At 64.8% G+C, this 16,185-nt stretch carries 18 protein-coding genes; 9 read left to right on the plus strand and 9 right to left on the minus strand.

Annotated elements, in window-relative coordinates:
- Positions 1-38 precede the first annotated feature (38 nt).
- Entirely contained in the window at positions 39-587 is a 549-nt protein-coding gene (locus tag FJW07_RS13320) for a gluconate 2-dehydrogenase subunit 3 family protein (RefSeq protein WP_140708673.1), read from the minus strand.
- Between the two features lie 78 nt (positions 588-665).
- Complete coding sequence (locus FJW07_RS13325) at positions 666-1,061, minus strand: VOC family protein (RefSeq protein WP_140642927.1); 396 nt, start codon at positions 1,059-1,061, stop codon at positions 666-668.
- 340 nt (positions 1,062-1,401) lie between these two features.
- Here FJW07_RS13325 and FJW07_RS13330 point away from each other — a divergent pair, with 340 nt between their 5' ends.
- Positions 1,402-1,707: a ribbon-helix-helix domain-containing protein gene (locus FJW07_RS13330; protein ID WP_140652977.1), complete on the plus strand. Its 306-nt coding sequence runs from the start codon at positions 1,402-1,404 to the stop codon at positions 1,705-1,707.
- Here FJW07_RS13330 and FJW07_RS13335 read toward each other — a convergent pair.
- On the minus strand, positions 1,704-2,411 hold the full coding sequence (locus tag FJW07_RS13335) for a purine-nucleoside phosphorylase (protein WP_140856893.1): 708 nt from the start codon (positions 2,409-2,411) through the stop codon (positions 1,704-1,706). The two genes, FJW07_RS13330 and FJW07_RS13335, sit on opposite strands and share 4 nt — an antisense overlap.
- Positions 2,412-2,488: 77 nt before the next feature.
- Positions 2,489-5,071, minus strand: coding sequence for an ATP-binding protein (locus tag FJW07_RS13340; RefSeq protein ID WP_140782863.1), 2,583 nt, complete (start codon positions 5,069-5,071; stop codon positions 2,489-2,491).
- Positions 5,072-5,282: 211 nt separating this feature from the next.
- Here FJW07_RS13340 and FJW07_RS13345 point away from each other — a divergent pair, with 211 nt between their 5' ends.
- Positions 5,283-5,993, plus strand: a complete 711-nt coding sequence (locus FJW07_RS13345) for a flagellar biosynthetic protein FliO (RefSeq protein WP_140856895.1) — start codon at positions 5,283-5,285, stop codon at positions 5,991-5,993.
- 120 nt (positions 5,994-6,113) lie between these two features.
- Here the strand turns inward: FJW07_RS13345 and dksA are convergent, their stop codons facing one another.
- The gene (dksA, locus tag FJW07_RS13350) at positions 6,114-6,530 is read right to left on the minus strand and encodes an RNA polymerase-binding protein DksA (protein ID WP_140856896.1); all 417 of its coding nucleotides are present in this window, start codon (positions 6,528-6,530) and stop codon (positions 6,114-6,116) included.
- Positions 6,531-6,779: 249 nt separating this feature from the next.
- On the opposite strand from dksA, the gene FJW07_RS13355 reads away from it, so the two are divergent.
- The 4 genes from FJW07_RS13355 (at position 6,780) to FJW07_RS13370 (ending at position 10,573) form a co-directional block, all read left to right on the plus strand.
- Entirely contained in the window at positions 6,780-7,283 is a 504-nt protein-coding gene (locus FJW07_RS13355; RefSeq protein ID WP_140652968.1) for a histidine phosphatase family protein, read from the plus strand.
- A gap of 63 nt (positions 7,284-7,346) precedes the next feature.
- Positions 7,347-8,819, plus strand: coding sequence for a YcjX family protein (locus FJW07_RS13360; protein WP_140856898.1), 1,473 nt, complete (start codon positions 7,347-7,349; stop codon positions 8,817-8,819).
- Positions 8,816-9,919 carry a TIGR01620 family protein gene (locus tag FJW07_RS13365; protein WP_140856900.1) on the plus strand — a complete coding sequence of 368 codons (1,104 nt, stop codon included), beginning with the start codon at positions 8,816-8,818 and terminating at the stop codon, positions 9,917-9,919. The genes FJW07_RS13360 and FJW07_RS13365 overlap by 4 nt, the downstream gene beginning before the upstream one ends.
- 99 nt (positions 9,920-10,018) lie before the next feature.
- The gene (locus tag FJW07_RS13370; protein ID WP_181175520.1) at positions 10,019-10,573 is read left to right on the plus strand and encodes a hypothetical protein; all 555 of its coding nucleotides are present in this window, start codon (positions 10,019-10,021) and stop codon (positions 10,571-10,573) included.
- Between the two features lie 76 nt (positions 10,574-10,649).
- On the opposite strand, the gene FJW07_RS13375 is transcribed toward FJW07_RS13370, so the two are convergent.
- Positions 10,650-10,916, minus strand: coding sequence for a hypothetical protein (locus FJW07_RS13375; RefSeq protein ID WP_140782867.1), 267 nt, complete (start codon positions 10,914-10,916; stop codon positions 10,650-10,652).
- Between the two features lie 366 nt (positions 10,917-11,282).
- Here FJW07_RS13375 and FJW07_RS13380 point away from each other — a divergent pair, with 366 nt between their 5' ends.
- Entirely contained in the window at positions 11,283-13,118 is a 1,836-nt protein-coding gene (locus FJW07_RS13380) for a monovalent cation:proton antiporter-2 (CPA2) family protein (RefSeq protein ID WP_140856901.1), read from the plus strand.
- A gap of 10 nt (positions 13,119-13,128) precedes the next feature.
- Complete coding sequence (locus FJW07_RS13385; RefSeq protein ID WP_140856903.1) at positions 13,129-13,677, plus strand: DUF924 family protein; 549 nt, start codon at positions 13,129-13,131, stop codon at positions 13,675-13,677.
- Positions 13,678-13,687: 10 nt separating this feature from the next.
- Here FJW07_RS13385 and folK read toward each other — a convergent pair whose 3' ends face one another.
- The 3 genes from folK to folP are packed head-to-tail and all read right to left on the minus strand — an operon-like array spanning position 13,688 to position 15,400.
- On the minus strand, positions 13,688-14,200 hold the full coding sequence (folK, locus tag FJW07_RS13390) for a 2-amino-4-hydroxy-6-hydroxymethyldihydropteridine diphosphokinase (protein WP_140856905.1): 513 nt from the start codon (positions 14,198-14,200) through the stop codon (positions 13,688-13,690).
- Positions 14,184-14,543, minus strand: coding sequence for a dihydroneopterin aldolase (gene folB, locus FJW07_RS13395; RefSeq protein WP_140642958.1), 360 nt, complete (start codon positions 14,541-14,543; stop codon positions 14,184-14,186). The genes folK and folB overlap by 17 nt, the downstream gene beginning before the upstream one ends.
- A gap of 2 nt (positions 14,544-14,545) precedes the next feature.
- Complete coding sequence (gene folP / locus FJW07_RS13400; RefSeq protein WP_140856906.1) at positions 14,546-15,400, minus strand: dihydropteroate synthase; 855 nt, start codon at positions 15,398-15,400, stop codon at positions 14,546-14,548.
- A gap of 84 nt (positions 15,401-15,484) precedes the next feature.
- Between folP and FJW07_RS13405 the strand changes: the two genes are divergently transcribed.
- A complete protein-coding gene (locus FJW07_RS13405) occupies positions 15,485-16,105 on the plus strand; it encodes a DUF922 domain-containing protein (RefSeq protein ID WP_140856908.1) in 621 nt (206 codons plus the stop codon).
- The last annotated feature ends 80 nt before the right edge of the window (positions 16,106-16,185 follow it).

Genomic DNA, 16,185 nt, shown 5'->3' on the forward strand with positions numbered 1-16,185 from the left:
CATGAAATCTGTCGAAATGCGGTTCGGGACAGAGCGGCTCAGAGCCACTCGATGTCGTTGAAGCCGCGCGCGATGTAGCCGCCCTTGGAGTAGGACTCGCCCTCGTAACCGAAGATCGGCCACACCTCCTTCTGGTTGTAGAGACTGACGACGAGGCCGCCGCGCACCGCCTGGAAGAAGGGCGTCTTCTCGATGCCGGTGAGCAGCGCGACCCGCTCCTCTTCCCAGCCAAGCCCGCGATAGCCGCCCTTGCCGGCCTTCTTGTCGAGCTCGGCGATGCCCTTCTCGATCAGTTCCTTGTGGGCCGGGTCCTTGGCAGCAGTCTCGTCGTGGCCCTTGACGGCAATGGCGTAGTATTTGTCCGGCACCTGGTCGTGCGGATAGATGTCGCGCGCCACCTGGATCAGCGTCGCCATCGTCTCGGGCTTCAGCGCCGAGGTTTCGAGACCCCAGGCGTGTTCGGGGCTGATGACGGCGCTGCCGGAGATGATGAGCAGCGCACCAGCGCCGCCGCGCTTGAGAAGCTCGCGCCGCGAAAGCCCGGCTTTCTTCTCGTAGCCCGGCTTCTTCTCGTAGACTGTAACCATGATTTCCTCCCTGCTTGCTGTTCGCACCCCTGAGGGAGTGCCGTTGCTGGCGCCGCGCCCCTCCGCGGCGAATATTCCCTATTGGAAGCGCCCTCCCCGCTGCAGGACCTCGATCTTGTAACCGTCGGGATCCTCGATGAAGAAGAAGCGGGCGATCAGCGCTCCGTCGCGGTTGAACTCGACGATCTTCTTCGGATTGAGGCCGAGCGCGCCGATCCGGTCGTGCTCGCTGTCGAGATCGGCGACCGAGACAGCGAGATGGCCGTAGCCGTCGCCGAGCGCATAGGGTTCGGTGCGCCCCTTGTTCACCGTCAGCTCCACCTCGAACAGCGAACTGCCATTGCTGAGATAGATGAGCGTGAAGGTCTCGAAATCGAGCCGCTGCGCGATCTCGAGGCCGAAGGCCTTGTTGTAGAAATCGACGGACCGCGCCTCGTCGAGAACCCGGATCATGGAATGGATCGCCTTCGCCAAATCGGTCTCCGCAGCTTCTGGTGCTTACGCAAACGATTATGCGCGCCGGCGAAAAAAGGTGGTGGCAGCCGATTACCACGCACGGAACTGGAAAACGGCTAGTGTCGCTCCAGTTTTAGCTGCATGCTGTCCAAAGGCTGCCGCGGTTTTGGGGACCGGCATGCAGCAAACAAAGGCTTGAAGCGGGGCGCGCCGAAACGGTTTCAAGCGGCGCGCTTCAAGGACGAAAGTCCGATTGCCGTTGCCGGCCATCGGATCGAAAATGACAAACGCAGGCAGTGTTCAAAAAGGCGCCAGCAACTCAATCGGCGCCCAAGACAAACAAGAACGGGAGGTACCGATGTGCAGAGTCTTTGCCGGACAGGATCCGGAAGGCTACCGGCAGATCAACAGGTCGATCCGCATCGACGGCCATTCGACCAGCATCCAGCTCGAGGCGACATTCTGGGGTCTTCTTGACGAGATCGCCGACAGCCAGGGACTGACGACGCCGAAATTCATCTCGAAGCTCTATGACGAGGCGATCGAGATCAACGGCCAGATTCCGAACTTCGCTTCCATGCTGCGCACCACCTGCGCGCTCTATCTGCGGGGCCATCGCCCCAACGCCGAGGAGCAGGCTGCGTTGAAGCAGGAAGCCGCCTAGCTCCCGGCCGCGACTTCGAGCGCCAGCCGGGTCATGTCGGTGAAGAGAGCCTGGCGCTCCGAATAATCGGTCAGCTCGCCGGTGGCGATATGATCGACAACGGTGAGCAGCGACAGCGCTCGCGCGCCGAACTGCGCCGCAATCCTGTAGAGGGCGCTGGTCTCCATGTCGACGGCCAACGCCCCCAGCGCGATCGGCTCGTCGAACCGGGCGCGGCCATCGGGATGGTGGAACACGTCGCTGCAAACGGTCAGTCCCGAGCTGCAGGCGATGCCGAGATCGGCCGCGCGTCGAAGCGCCAGCGCATGCAGCGCCGGATCCGGCCCGGCCGGCTGATAAAGCCCGAAGACTTGCCCACTGATTGCTCCCTCGGCCCGCACCTCGCTGGAGATGACGACGCCGCGCAGGGGCACATCTTCCGACAAACCGCCGCAGGTGCCGGTGCGTATCAGTGTCTTGGCACCGTAACAATCCAGCAGCTCGAAGGCATAGATCAGGAAAGACGACACCCCGATGCCGGTTGCCTGGATGCTGACCGGCTTGCCGCGGAACCGGCCGGTGAAGCCTAGCGCGCCTCTTCGACGGTTCACGCAGCGCGGCGCGTCCAGAAAAGTTTCCGCCATCCATTGGGCGCGCTCGGGATCGCCCGGCAACAGCACCGTTTCGGCATAGTCCCCCCGGCCCGCCTCGACATGCGGCGTCACGCGCTACCATCCCCATGATAGACCCATCCGACGACCATCATGGGCAGGGCTGCCGCAATGTGCAAGCGCTAGCTTCTTTAGGACTCCAGCACGTCCTTGACGATCGTCGCCAGTTGCTTGAGCGAGAACGGTTTCGGCAGGAAGCCGAAATGCGCGTCGGCCGGCAGGTTCTTCGCAAACGCGTCCTCGGCATAGCCCGAAACGAACACGAACTTGATGTCCGGTTGGCGCTTGCGCAGTTCGCCGAGCAATGTCGGCCCGTCCATCTCCGGCATCACCACGTCGGAGACGACGATGTCGACCTTGCCGCCGAGCGCCTCGAACACTTCCAGCGCCTCGACACCGGAAGACGCCTCATGCACGGTGTAGCCGCGCGAGATCAGCGCCCTGACGCCGCCCATGCGCACAGCGTCCTCGTCCTCGACCAGAAGCACGGTGGCCGAGCCGGAAAGATCCTTGGCCGTATCGGCCGGCTTGGTCGGGGCCGCCGCCGCGGCCGGCGCCTCGCCGGGCTCTGCCTGCTTCTTCACCTCGGCGATGTGGCGCGGCAGGAAGATACGGAACACCGTGCCCTTGCCGACCTCGGAATCACAGAAGATGAAGCCGCCGGTCTGCTTGATGATGCCGTAGACCATCGACAGGCCGAGGCCGGTGCCCTTGCCCACTTCCTTGGTCGTGAAGAACGGCTCGAAGATTTTCTTCAGCACGTCGGGCGCGATGCCGCTGCCGGTGTCCTCGACGTCGACGAGCACATAGTCGGCCGGCGCCAGTTCGCGATAGGCGAAGGACTTGCACTCGTCGGCGGTGACGTTTCGGGTGCGCACGGTGAGATCGCCGCCGCTCGGCATGGCGTCGCGCGCATTGACGGCGAGATTGACCACCACCTGCTCGAACTGGCCGATATCGACCTTGACCGGCCACAGGTCGCGGCCGTGGTCGATCTTCAGCTTGATGTCGTTGCCGACCAGCCGGGCGAGCAGCATCCTGAGATCGGCCAGAACATCGGTCAGGTTGAGCACTTCCGGCCGCAACGTCTGCTTGCGCGAGAAGGCCAGCAATTGCCGCACGAGCGAGGCCGCCCGGTTGGCGTTCTGCTTGATGTTCATGATGTCGGGGAAGGACGGGTCCGACGGCCGGTGGTTGGTCAAGAGAAGATCGGACGCCATGATGATGGCGGTCAGCACGTTGTTGAAGTCGTGCGCGATGCCGCCGGCAAGCTGACCGACCGCCTGCATCTTCTGGCTCTGCGCCATCTGCCCCTCGAGCGCCTTCTGCTCGGTGGTCTCGACCGCGTAGACGATCGCCGATTCCTCGGCGCCTTCGCTGCCCGCGCTGTCGGCGACGGCGTTGACGTAGAAGCGGATGTGGCGCTCCTCGTTGCCGGGCAGCACGGAGTCGATCGGCTCGATATTGGCCTGCCGCTGCCGGGCCTTCTCGAAGGCTGTGGCGAAAGCCGGCCGGTCGCGCTCGTGAACGATGGTCTCGAACCGCACCCGCCGGTCGACCGCGTCGCGGTCGACCACGGACGAAAACAGCTGCAGGAAGGGTGCGTTGGTGCGCAGGATGCGTCCGTTCGCATCGACGCCGGCAATGGCCATCGGCGTCGAGTTGAAGAAACGGGTGAAGCGAACCTCGGAGGCTCTGAGTTCCGCGGAAGCGTCCTCGCCCTGGGTGCGGTTGAGCACGATCGTGCGGGTCGGGCCGTTCACGCCTTCGCGGCTCGCCGAAACGCGGTGCATGAAGCGTACCGGCAGCGCCTGGCCGCTCATGGTGGTGAGGTCGAGGTCGATGACGGCGTTGCGGGTGGTACCGGGGTCGGCTTTGACCGAGCGGACCAGCGCCATGCCGTCGCCGGCGATGATTTCCGGCAGCGTGATGGCGCCCGGCGTGAAGGAGGCAAGGTCGATGCCCAGCCACTCGGCGAGCGTGGCGTTGATATAGGTGACGCGGCCCTCCTGGTCGGCCGAGAAGAACCCGGCCGGCGCATGGTCGAGATGGTCGATGGCTTTCTGCAGGTCGAGGAAGAAACGCTCCTGCTCCGCCCGTTCCTGCGAGATGTCGGCGAGCTGCCAGGCCAGCATCGGCAGCCTTTGCCCGGGCATGCTGAAGGCGCGGGCGCGGGCGCGGTACCAGCGCGCGCCGGGCTCGGCACCCGGCTTGATCGACTGCGCCAGCCGGAACTCGCCGTCGCCGGCCTGGCCGTCGCGCAGGCCCGACGCCAGCCGGTAGATCGTCATCGAGGCCTCGGGAACATCCGAAAGCAGCCCTTCGACGGTCTTGAGATCGGCGGCCGAGGCGGCACCCGTCATATCGGCATAGGCGCGGTTGGCGTAGACGACGCGGCCCTTGGTGTCGGTGACCACAAGGCCCTGCGACATCGAGTCGACGAAGGCTTTCGACAATTCGTCGCCGGTCGAGCGCGGCGCGATCTGCACGAAGCCGATCGCGGTCGCGAACAGGAAGCCGACGCCGATCATGGCGAGCACGCCGAGCATGCCGAGCAGGAAAGGATCGCCGAGACGCTCGCGGAACAGTCCGAAGACGATCGCGGCGCCGGTCAAGACGACGATGAAGACGATAAGCCTGGTGACGGCGCCCGGACGCGTGTTCTGGTCGACGATCGGTACCGGATAGAAATCGCCGCGCGCTTCCTTGGCCATGTTCCCCCTGCTCGTGATTCCGGTGTCCGATGGGCGCGGACGGCCGGTTGAATCACATTCTCCTGTAACGGAAAAGGCCCCGGCGGCAAATGTCCGATAAAATCAACGATTCATGTTTCAAACTGTTCACGATAGGTGATGTGAACTTGCGGTCGCTGGTCCCAACGGTCTAGTGTCCCCTCACTTCAAAGATGGCGATTGGGGTGCACTGATGCAGTGGCTGGATAATGTAGCGGGCCCGGGTTACGTCGCTGCAATCCTGTGGACGGTAGCGGCCCTCATCCTGCTGGTTGTCGTCCTGCTCGCCATCAAGGTGGTCCGCAACCTGACCTTCGGCACCTTCGTCGCCGGCGGCAGGAACCGCAAGACGCGGCTTGCCGTGATGGATGCCACCGCTGTCGACAGCCATCGCCGGCTTGTCCTGGTGCGCCGCGACGACATCGAGCACCTGATCCTGATCGGCGGGCCGACGGATGTCGTGGTCGAGCGCGACATCAGGCTGGCGGCGCCGCGCCGCCCGGCATTGACGGGCGACGGCGGTCAGCAGCAGACAGGAGCTGCGCAACGCCCGCGCGCGCCGCAACCGGCGCCCGCCCCCGCCAGGCCGCCCACTCCGCCTGCCGCCCAGCCAGTTGCCGCCACACATCCGCGCGCGCCGGCGCCCGCGCCCATCAAGCCGGCGGCGCCGAGCCAGCCGACGGCCAAGGTCATGCCGCTGCCGGGCTACGGGACGACGAACGGCAGCACCAGATATGCGCCACCGCCCTCAAACGACTCCATCGACGACACGCTGATGCACGAACTCGAGACCTCTCTCGACGACCAGCATTCCCAGCCGGCAATCGCCAAGCCCGCGGCCAAACCTTCGCTCGATGACGAAATGACCAAGCTCCTTGGCGAGTTGGGCAGCCACAAGCGCTGACCGGCCACCGGCGCAAGCGAGCCTCTTCACGCCCCTGTCGGCAAAGACAAATGGGGCGCTGAAAAACAAAATGGCCGGAAATCCCGGCCATTTTCGATGTTCTTGCCCAGCTAGATCGCGTCAGTCGTCGCGATAGACCTTCTCGCGGCGCTCGTGGCGCTCCTGCGCCTCGATCGACAGTGTCGCGATCGGACGCGCGTCGAGCCGCTTCAGCGCGATCGGTTCCCCGGTCTCCTCGCAATAGCCGTAGGTGCCTTCGTCGATGCGCTGGAGCGCGGAGTCGATTTTCGAGATGAGCTTGCGTTGGCGATCGCGGGCGCGCAATTCGATGGCGCGGTCGGTTTCGGAGGAGGCGCGATCGGCTAGGTCGGGGTGGTTGGCGTTTTCCTGCTGCAGGATTTCGAGGGTTTCGCGAGCTTCGCGGAGAATGTCGTTCTTCCAGGTGATAAGCTTTTGACGGAAGTACGATTTTTGCCGTTCGTTCATGAACGGCTCGTCTTCGGAGGGTACGTAATTGGCGGTAGCGATATCGTTCATTCGACTCACCCAACAACCCCAAATTTGGCGCCTATATATTCGGGGACAAGAGCCTGCACAAGCGCTATCGGCGACAGTTTCACGCAATTGTTAGTCACGCATCGGCGGCCCGCGCGATGACTTTGTTTCAACGGCACAAAACGAATTCGCACATGATTCGTTGCAGTTGCTGGCGCCGGCCATTGTGCATGACTTGGTTCTGGTGACTAATCGCGCTTTGCCAAGAAGGCGGCGCCACGGGGGTTCCGGTTGAGCAGACTTTATCTGTTGCGGCATGCCAAAGCCGGCTGGGCGCTGCCCGGCGTGCGCGATTTCGACCGCCCGCTCGACGAATCGGGCATGGCCGATGCCGAAGCGATCGGAGAGGCCATGCGGGCCCGCACCTACGTGCCGGACGTCACCCTTTGCTCCAACGCCAAGCGGGCGAGGCAGACGCTGGAAGGCCTGGCGGGGCGCACCGACACCGGCCGGGTCCTGTTCTTCGACACGCTCTACAGCGAGGATGCGGCCGGCTACCTCGACATCATCCGCAAGAATGGCGGCGCCAACTCGCTGCTGGTGATCGGTCATAACCCCATGACCGAAGATCTGGCCATGGCGGTGTCCGGAGATGGCGAGCAGGCGGCGCGCGGCATGATGAATCACGGTTTTCCGACCTCTGGCCTTGCCGTGGTGCGCTTTCCCGGCAACCTTGCCGAAGCGGCGCAGGGCAACGGCTATCTCGAAGCCTTTCTCACGCCGGCCGACCTCTGAGGCCATTTCAAACGCGCGGTCCAGGGCCTATATCGGGCGCTGACGCGCAACCAGAGGCCCGATTTGGCATCACCGCTGACCAATTTCACCGACGAGGCAAGGATTGCGCTCGACACGTTGTCGGGCCGCGCCGCCGGGCTCTTCTCTCCGTCATTGCGTCTTGGCGTCACCGGCCTTTCCCGCTCCGGCAAGACGGTGTTCATTTCGGCCCTCGTCCACAATCTCATCCATGGCGGACGCCTGCCGCTCTTCGAAGCGCAGAAATCCGGCCGCATCGCCCGCGCCTTCCTCGAGGAGCAGCCGGACGATGCCGTTCCGCGCTTCCAGTATGAGGATCATGTCGCGGCTTTGGTGAACGATCGCATCTGGCCGGACTCCACGCGCGCCATCTCAGAACTGCGGCTCACCATCGAATATGAGTCGGCTTCGGGCTGGAACCGGTTGTTTTCAGCCGGAAAACTATCCATCGATATCGTCGACTATCCTGGCGAATGGCTGCTCGATCTGCCGCTGCTTGGCAAATCCTTTGCCGACTTTTCGCGCGAGGCGGTCGAACTGGCCGCCCTGCCCGTCCGCTCGGACCTGTCGCAGGCCTGGCGCGACCTGGCCTGCGCCATCGATGCCGATGCCGACGCCGACGAGATGGCGGCGCGGCGATTGGCAGAAAGCTTCGCCGCCTATCTCAAGGCCTGCAAACTCGACGAACGCGCGCTGTCGACGCTGCCGCCCGGCCGGTTCCTGATGCCGGGCGATCTCGAAGGCTCGCCGGCGCTGACCTTCGCGCCGCTGATGACGCTGTCGCAAGGCCGGCCGCGCTCCGGATCGCTGCAGGCCATGATGGAACGCCGCTACGAGGCCTATAAGACGCATGTCGTCAAACCGTTCTTTCGCGAGCACATCGCCCGCCTCGACCGGCAGATCGTGCTGATCGACGCCATGCAGGCGCTCAATGCCGGACCGGCCGCCATGGCCGATCTGGAGCGCGCCGTCACCGAGATCCTGTCTTGCTTCCGGCCCGGGCGGGGCAATTTCCTCACCGACTTCTTCTCGCGCCGTATCGACCGCATCCTGGTCGCCGCGACCAAGGCGGACCATCTGCACCACGAAAGCCATGACCGGCTGCAGGCGATCGTGCGCCGGCTGACCGACCGCGCCGTGGCGCGCGCGAATTTTAGCGGCGCCGCCGTCGACGTCGTCGCCATGGCCGCCGTTCGCTCGACCCGCGAGGGCACGGTGAAGCAGGGGCGAGAGACGCTCCCTGTCATCATCGGCACGCCGCTGAAAAGCGAGAAGATCAACGGCGAGACATTCGACGGAAAGGCCGAAACCGCCATATTCCCGGGCGATTTGCCGGAAAAGGTCGACGCGGTGTTCGACGTTTCCGGATCGCAGGCGGACAGCGCCGAACCGGCGATCCGCTTCGTGCGTTTCCGCCCGCCGAAGCTTGAACGCACCGCCGAAGGCGTCACGCTGTCCTTGCCGCATATCCGGCTCGACCGCGCGCTGCAGTTCCTGATCGGAGATCATCTGGCATGACCGCGCCCCGCAAACCGGCGGCCTTCCGCATCGCGCCCGAGACCGAGGCGCCGCCGCAACCACAGCGAAACCGCGTCGCCGAGGAGCAGCCGGCGCGCACCGAGGAGCATCCGGCGCGCAGGCCACGTGCCGCGCGGGCTGATGTGGCGGTGGTGATCCCCTCGGAGGTCGACGTCTTCGACGAGCCGGACATCGAGGCTGCCGTCCCGCCGCCGGCGACGGCGCCGAGAAAGCGCTCGCTGCTTGCCCGGCTGTTCCTCGGTGCTCTGAGCGTGCTCGTCTCGCTGGCGGTCGGTCTTTGGGCCGACCAGCTGATCCGCGACCTGTTCGCGCGCGCCGAATGGCTTGGCTGGCTGGCGGCCGGCATGGCGGCGATTGCGCTGCTCTCGCTGCTCGTCATCCTGATCCGCGAATTCCTCGCCATCGCCCGCCTGGCCGAAGTCGAAAAGATGCAGAAGCGGGCCCTGGATGCCGTGGCGCGCGACGATCCCAAGGCGGCGCGTGCCTTGGTCGACGAACTCTCGGCCTTCGTCGCGGCAAAACCCGAGACCGCCGCCGGGCGCCGCTCGCTCGCCGAATTGCGCGGCGAGATCATCGACGGCGCCAATCTGGTGCGGCTTGCCGAGACCGAGATCCTGTCGCCTCTCGATGCCCGCGCGAAAATCATGATCCTCGAAGCCGCGAAGCGTGTATCCCTGATCACGGCGGTCAGCCCGCGCGCTCTGGTCGACATCGCCTATGTCGTGTTCGAGGCCGGCCGCCTGATCCGGCGGCTCTCCGAACTCTACGGCGGCCGCCCAGGCACGCTCGGCTTCTTCCGGCTGGCGCGCGGCGTGCTCGCGCATCTGGCGGTGACCGGCTCGATCGCGGTGGGCGACAGTTTCGTGCAGCAGATCGTCGGCCATGGCCTGGCCGCAAAACTCTCGGCAAAGCTCGGCGAAGGCGTGGTCAACGGCATGATGACGGCGCGCATCGGCATCGCCGCGATGGAAACCGCCCGCCCCTTGCCGTTCATCGCAGTCAAGCGCCCCGGCCTCGGCGATTTCCTCTCGGCGCTGACGTCGTTCGCGGCGCGAAAGAACAGCCAAGACGACCGATAAGGTAAACGCGTGACCCGCCGCGGGTGACGAAGCATTAACCAATCTTCTGCATGGTCAGCGCGGTCCCAAGAATAGACTCTTTCGTGCCGGGTGTCGTCGATGAGAAGCGTAATCCTGTCCTGCGTCCTGCCTGCCACCATTGCGATTGCCGCGCCGCTCGGCCTCGTGGAAAAGGCCTTTGGCGCAGAGCCGGACAAGCAGTTTTTCCGCTCCGTCGAAGGCAGATGGGTCGGCCCTGGCGAGATCATCGCCGGCAAGTACAAAGGCACCAAATTCACCTGCGATTTCAATGGCTCGACGCCCGCCAGCAAGCTCGGCATGACGCTTGACGGCGGCTGCAGGGTCGGCGTGTTCACGCAAAAGATGTCGGCCAGCGTCGAACGCAAGGGGCGCGATGGTTACAGGGGCACCTTCATGGGCGGCTCGACCGAAAGCGGCATGGACATTGTCGGCGGCAATGTCGTCGACGCCCAGAAAGTCGTCTTCACCATCAACCGCAAGCAGTTGAACGGCGTCATGCAAGCGCGTGTCCCCGACGGCAATTCGATGACCGTGACGGTGGCCGTGCGCGTCAACAATCAGCTGGTGCCGGTGATCGGCATGAGCCTGAAGCGCATCGATCCGGTCGAAGTCGGCGCCATCGCCAAGAACTGATCCGGCGCGCCAACATCTGCAAGAAAAGGGCGGCGGCCGCGTGTGACCACCGCCTTCGCATTGTCGATGGTTGAGCTCAACCCTTGATGGTGGCGGTCAGCTCGTCATAGGCCTTGCAGGCTTCGTCGAGCGTCGTCGCGCCCTGATATTTGGTCGTTACGGCCTGCACCTTGGCGGTCAGATCGGCAGCCTTGCTCGGATCCTTGGTGATGGCCTCCTGGAGCGCGGCGGCCATGTCCTGCGCCTTCTTGGCAGCTATTTCCTGCGTGCATTCCGGCCCCTTGGAGCAAGCCGAACCGGCCAACGCCGCAACCCCGACGGCAATGAGCAAAAACTTCTTCATATCAATCATCTCCTCAAAAAAGGCAGCCGCCCATCGCCGCTGCCTCCGATGGCCAAAGCCGAACGTGCCATAACCTCTGATTGTGGCGTTACGCAACGACCGGGCCGTGTCAACTTGTGTAACGCGGTTGCAACAGGCGTTCGCCGCGGAACCTGCTGCTTCGTATCCTACGGCGTGCCCCTGCTCTTCCAGCCAGTTTCCGCGCCCTTGCCTCTCGCTCCCGGGGCATGCAAGGAGTGCTTCTGATGCATGTCGCCCAGAAGTGTGCAGCGGTTCTGGGACAACGACATGCATCAAATCAAAAACCTAAAGCGCGTCGCCTGAATCCGTTCAGAGGGACGCGCTTTAGAGGATGGGATGACAGGCATGGCAGCTGAAGCGTCGAGCAGCGATCTGGTGCAGGTGGTGGCGCTGCTCGCCGCGGGCGTCGTCGCCGTGCCGATTTTCAAGCGCATGGGGCTGGGCTCGATCCTCGGCTACCTCGCCGCGGGCGTGGTCATCGGCCCCTTCGGCCTGCGCATCTTTTCCGAATCGGAAGCGATCCTCCATGTCGCCGAGCTCGGCGTCGTCATGTTCTTGTTCATCATCGGCCTGGAAATGCAGCCGTCGCGGCTCTGGGGGCTGCGCCGCGAGATTTTCGGCCTGGGTGCCTTGCAGGTTGGCGTCTGCGCTGTCCTGCTCACTCTGGTCGGACTGGCCGGAAGCTTTCCCATCGCGCAGTCCTTCGTCGCCGGCGCCGGCTTCGTGCTGACCTCGACGGCGATCGTCATGCAGCTGCTCGAGGAGCGCGGTGAGATCGCCACGCCGAAAGGCCAGCGCATCGTCTCCATCCTGCTGCTCGAAGACCTGATGATCGTGCCGCTGCTGGCGCTGGTCGCGTTCCTCGCGCCCGGCGGCGCCGAAACCAGCCTTTCGGAGCGACTGACCGAAGTCGGCATCGGCATCGCCGCGATCGTTGGACTGGTCGTGGCCGGCCGTTACCTGCTCAATCCGCTCTTCCGCATCCTGGCCGACGCCCGCGCCCGCGAAGTCATGACCGCCGCCGCGCTTCTGGTGGTGCTGGGATCGGCCCTGGCCATGCAGCTCTCCGGCCTGTCGATGGCCATGGGCGCCTTCCTCGCCGGCGTGCTTCTGTCGGAATCGACATTTCGCCACCAGCTCGAAGCCGATATCGAGCCGTTCCGCGGCATTCTGCTCGGCCTGTTCTTCCTCGCGGTCGGCATGTCGCTCGACCTTGGCGTCGTCGCCCAGAACTGGCGGCTCGTCGCCGTCTATGTCGTCGCCTACATGGTCATGAAGGCGGTCGGCATCTACGCCGTCGCGCGCATTCTGAAGAGCAGCCACCGCGAGGCACTCGAACGCGCCGTCTTCATGGCGCAGGGCGGCGAGTTCGCCTTCGTGCTCTATTCGTCCGCAGCCGCGCTCGGCATCATCGATGGCCAGGCCAACGCCACGCTGACCGCCATCGTCATCATCTCCATGGTGCTGACGCCCTTGGCGATCATAGCGCTGCGCTACCTGACCCCGCGCGACGAGCAGTCCCTCGACGGCGTCGACATCGCCGACGGCCTCACCGGCAGCGTGCTGATCATCGGCTTCGGCCGCTTCGGCCAGATCGCCAGCCAGCCGCTTTTGCTGCGCGGGATGGACGTCTCGATCATCGACAACGAGGTGGAGATGATCCAGGCCGCGGCCGATTTCGGCTTCAAGGTCTATTACGGCGACGGCACGCGGCTGGACATCCTGCATGCGGCCGGCGTCGGGCGCGCCCGCGCGGTGCTGATCTGCGTCGACAAGCCGGACGCCGCCGTGCGCATCGCCCAGCTGATCAAGGCCGAATTCCCTCTGGTCGCGATTCTGGCGCGCGCCTTCGACCGCGGCACGGCGCTGCAACTCGTGCGGGCCGGCGTCGACTATCAGCTGCGCGAAACCTTCGAATCGGCGCTGGTCTTCGGCGGCTCCGCGCTGGAGGCGCTGGGCGTCGATCCGGAAGAAGTCGCCGAGGTCATCGAGGATGTGCGGCGCCGCGACGAAGCGCGCTTCGAGACGCAACTGGCCGAGGGCGTGCGCGCTGGCCAGCGTTTCCTCAAGGGCAATATCGGCACGCCGATCCCGACACCGCTCACCCAGCCGCGCCGCGCCGGCCGAGCGTTGAACCAGGAAACGGCCGTCGTGCTGAACCAGGCAGAGACCAAGAACTGAGGGGCAACGCATGGCAGAACTCGATCCGTGGGCGCTTTCGGTCACCAAATTCTGGCGCGATGGCGGCGAGGACGCCTGGTTCGAGAAGAACGACGCCTTCGACACGGATTTCCGCAATCGCTTTTTGGAGCTGCATTACGCCGCCGCGCGGCGCGAATGCGACCATTGGAATGCGCATGCCGAAGGGTCGCTGGCGCTGATGATCCTGCTCGACCAATTCCCGCGCAACTGCTTCCGTGGCACCGGCCACATGTTCGCGACCGATCCGCTGGCGAGATACTTCGCCGACAAGGCAATCGCCGCCGGTCAGGACCTGGAACTGGAAGAACTGGTTCGCGTCTTCCTCTATTTGCCCTTCGAGCATTCCGAATTGCTGGCCGACCAGGAACGGTCAATGCAACTCACAACCGCCAAAGCGCCCGAATACCTCAAATACGCCGAGGAGCATCTGCAGATCATCCGGCGCTTCGGCCGTTTTCCGCACCGCAACCGGATGCTTGGCCGCGCGACGACCGCCGAGGAGCAGGCATTTTTGGACGGCGGCGGTTTTTCCGGCTAACCAGCCGGTTTTACCCAAGCCACCATTCGCGGCCGGACGGCAGCCGCTCGATACCGGAAATATCGACGGCGCCGAGCCGCTCCGACACGCTCCTGCCGCCGACCGAAAGCCCTGGCGCGATCTCCGCCAGCGGCGCCAGCACGAAGGCGCGCTCCAGCATGCGCGGATGCGGCACTTCGAGCCCCGTCTCGTGGATCACCCGGTCGCCGAAAACCAATATGTCGATATCGATCAGGCGGGGCCCCCAGCGCTCCTCGCGCACGCGCTTCAACCGCCTCTCGACGTCGAGGCAAAGGTCGAGCAGCGCGCGCGGCGAGAGAGCCGTCTCGATCGCGGCGGCGGCATTGAGGAAATCCGGCTGGTCGAGCTTGCCCCAAGGCGGCGTGCGATAAAGCGAGGAGACGGCGGTGACGTGCGTCGCGTCGTCGCCGTCCAGTATGCGCAATGCCGCGCCCATGGACTTCGCCGGCTCGCCGAGGTTGCCGCCGAGACTGAGGTAGACAGCGCTATTCTGGCCAGACAACGGTCACCTCGACATAATCGAGCACGCCGGGCACCGGCGCGTTTGGTTTGCGCACGGTGATCTCGGCCTTCCTGATCTGCGAAAACCTGGCCGTCAGCGCCTTCGCGACCTCCAGCGCCAGCGCCTCGATCAGGAAGCGGCGGTGTCCGGTCACGATCTTCTCGATGACCGCGAAGGCGACGCCGTAATTGACGGTATCCTCGATGGAATCCTCCGTCAGCGGACGGCTGGGCTCGACCGTCAGCTCGGCATCGACATAGAAACGCTGGCCAAGCGTCTCCTCCTCGTCCAGCACGCCGTGGCGGGCGAAGAAGGCGCAGTTCTTCATACGGATGACGTACATGATCAGTGTCCGGGAGGAAGCTCGGTTTCGCGTTGAAGCATAGCATCGGTCACCGCCAGCGCATCCACGTTGATTGCGACATCGTGGACGCGAAACAGGTCGGCTCCCTTCAAGCGCAGGATGACGCTGGTGGCAGCCGTGCCGGCTGCCCGTTCGGCGGGCTCGCGCCCGGTCGCGGCGCCGATGAAGCGCTTGCGCGAGGTTCCGGCCATCAACGGGTAGCCGAGCGCCCGGAGCTCGGAAAATCGCGCCATCAGGTCGAGGTTTTCCTCCGCCGTTTCCTTGGCGAAGCCGAAGCCGGCATCGAGCACGATCTGGCTGTCGGCGACATTGCCGGCGCGCGCGATCTCCAGCGATCTGCGCAAGAAAAGCAACTGATCCTCGATCACGTCGGGCAATTTGTGCCGTTCGCGCCCAGTATGCATGATGACGAGCCCGGCCCCGGTCTCGGCGGCGACGCGCGCGATGCCCGGCTCGCGCTGCAGCCCCCAGACGTCGTTGACGATATGGGCGCCGGCGGCGACGCCAAGCCGCGCGGTTTCCTCCCGATAGGTGTCGACCGAAATCAGCGCCTCGCCGGAAGCGGCGAGCGCCGAGATGATGGGCAGCACGCGCGCCTGCTCTTCCTCGGCCGTGATCGGGGCGAAACCCGGCCGCGTCGACTCTCCGCCGACATCTATGACGGCCGCGCCCTCCTTCACCATACGGCGCGCTTGCTCCAGCGCCTTTTCAGGCGCGATGAACAGGCCGCCGTCCGAAAAACTGTCGGGCGTGACGTTCAGGATGCCGACGACGACCGCCTTCGGACCGAGGTCGAGATAGCGCCCATGCGCCAGCTGCCATCGCCTTGTCGTCATCATCCATCAACCATGCGTGATCCGCGCGAAATCAATTCCGTTGCGCTGGTGACGGCCCTAAAGCAAGGTGCGTGAAGAGGCAATATGATGAACCGATCCCTTCTCTGCGCCCTGATGCTCGCGTTGACCGCCATGCCGGCGGGCGCGGCCAATCTGGTCAAGACTTACAGCTATTTCAGCGTCGGTGGCCGCACGCTCGACGATATCCAGAACCAGCTGTCGAGAAACGGCCCCAAGGTGAAGAGCACCGGCTTGCGGCATCCTGGCGCCACGCAGATGGCCTTCACCACCCGCATCAGCTACGCGCAGAGTGCAGGGTCCTGCCGCGTCGCCGACGCGGCCGTCACCGTGAAGGTCAAGGTGATCCTCCCCGAATGGCGGCGCCCGCGCAAATCCGATCCCGGCGTCAGGCTGGTCTGGGATACGCTGTCGGCCGACATCAAGCGGCATGAGGAGCGCCATGTCGAGATCGCCAAGAACCATGCGCGCCTGCTCGAGGATGCGCTGAAGGCCGCCCCCGTGCAGAAGACTTGCGAACAGGCGAAGGCGAAGGCCGCCGCGATCCAGGCAGCCGAGCTCGCCAGGCACGATCAGGACCAGTTGCGCTTCGACCGCGTCGAGAGCGTCAATTTCGAAAGCCGCATCCTTCGGCTGATGCGCTACCGCATGGAACGCGTCGAAGCCGGCCAACTGCCGCCGCCTTGACTTGAGAGTCAGCCCCATCCCGGGCCAATTTCGTCCAAGCATGGTGCCAGACTGGAAAAACTTTCGAGCGGCGGTCGAAA

Source organism: Mesorhizobium sp. B3-1-9, from assembly GCF_006439595.1.
In the GTDB taxonomy this organism is placed as follows: Bacteria; Pseudomonadota; Alphaproteobacteria; order Rhizobiales; family Rhizobiaceae; genus Mesorhizobium.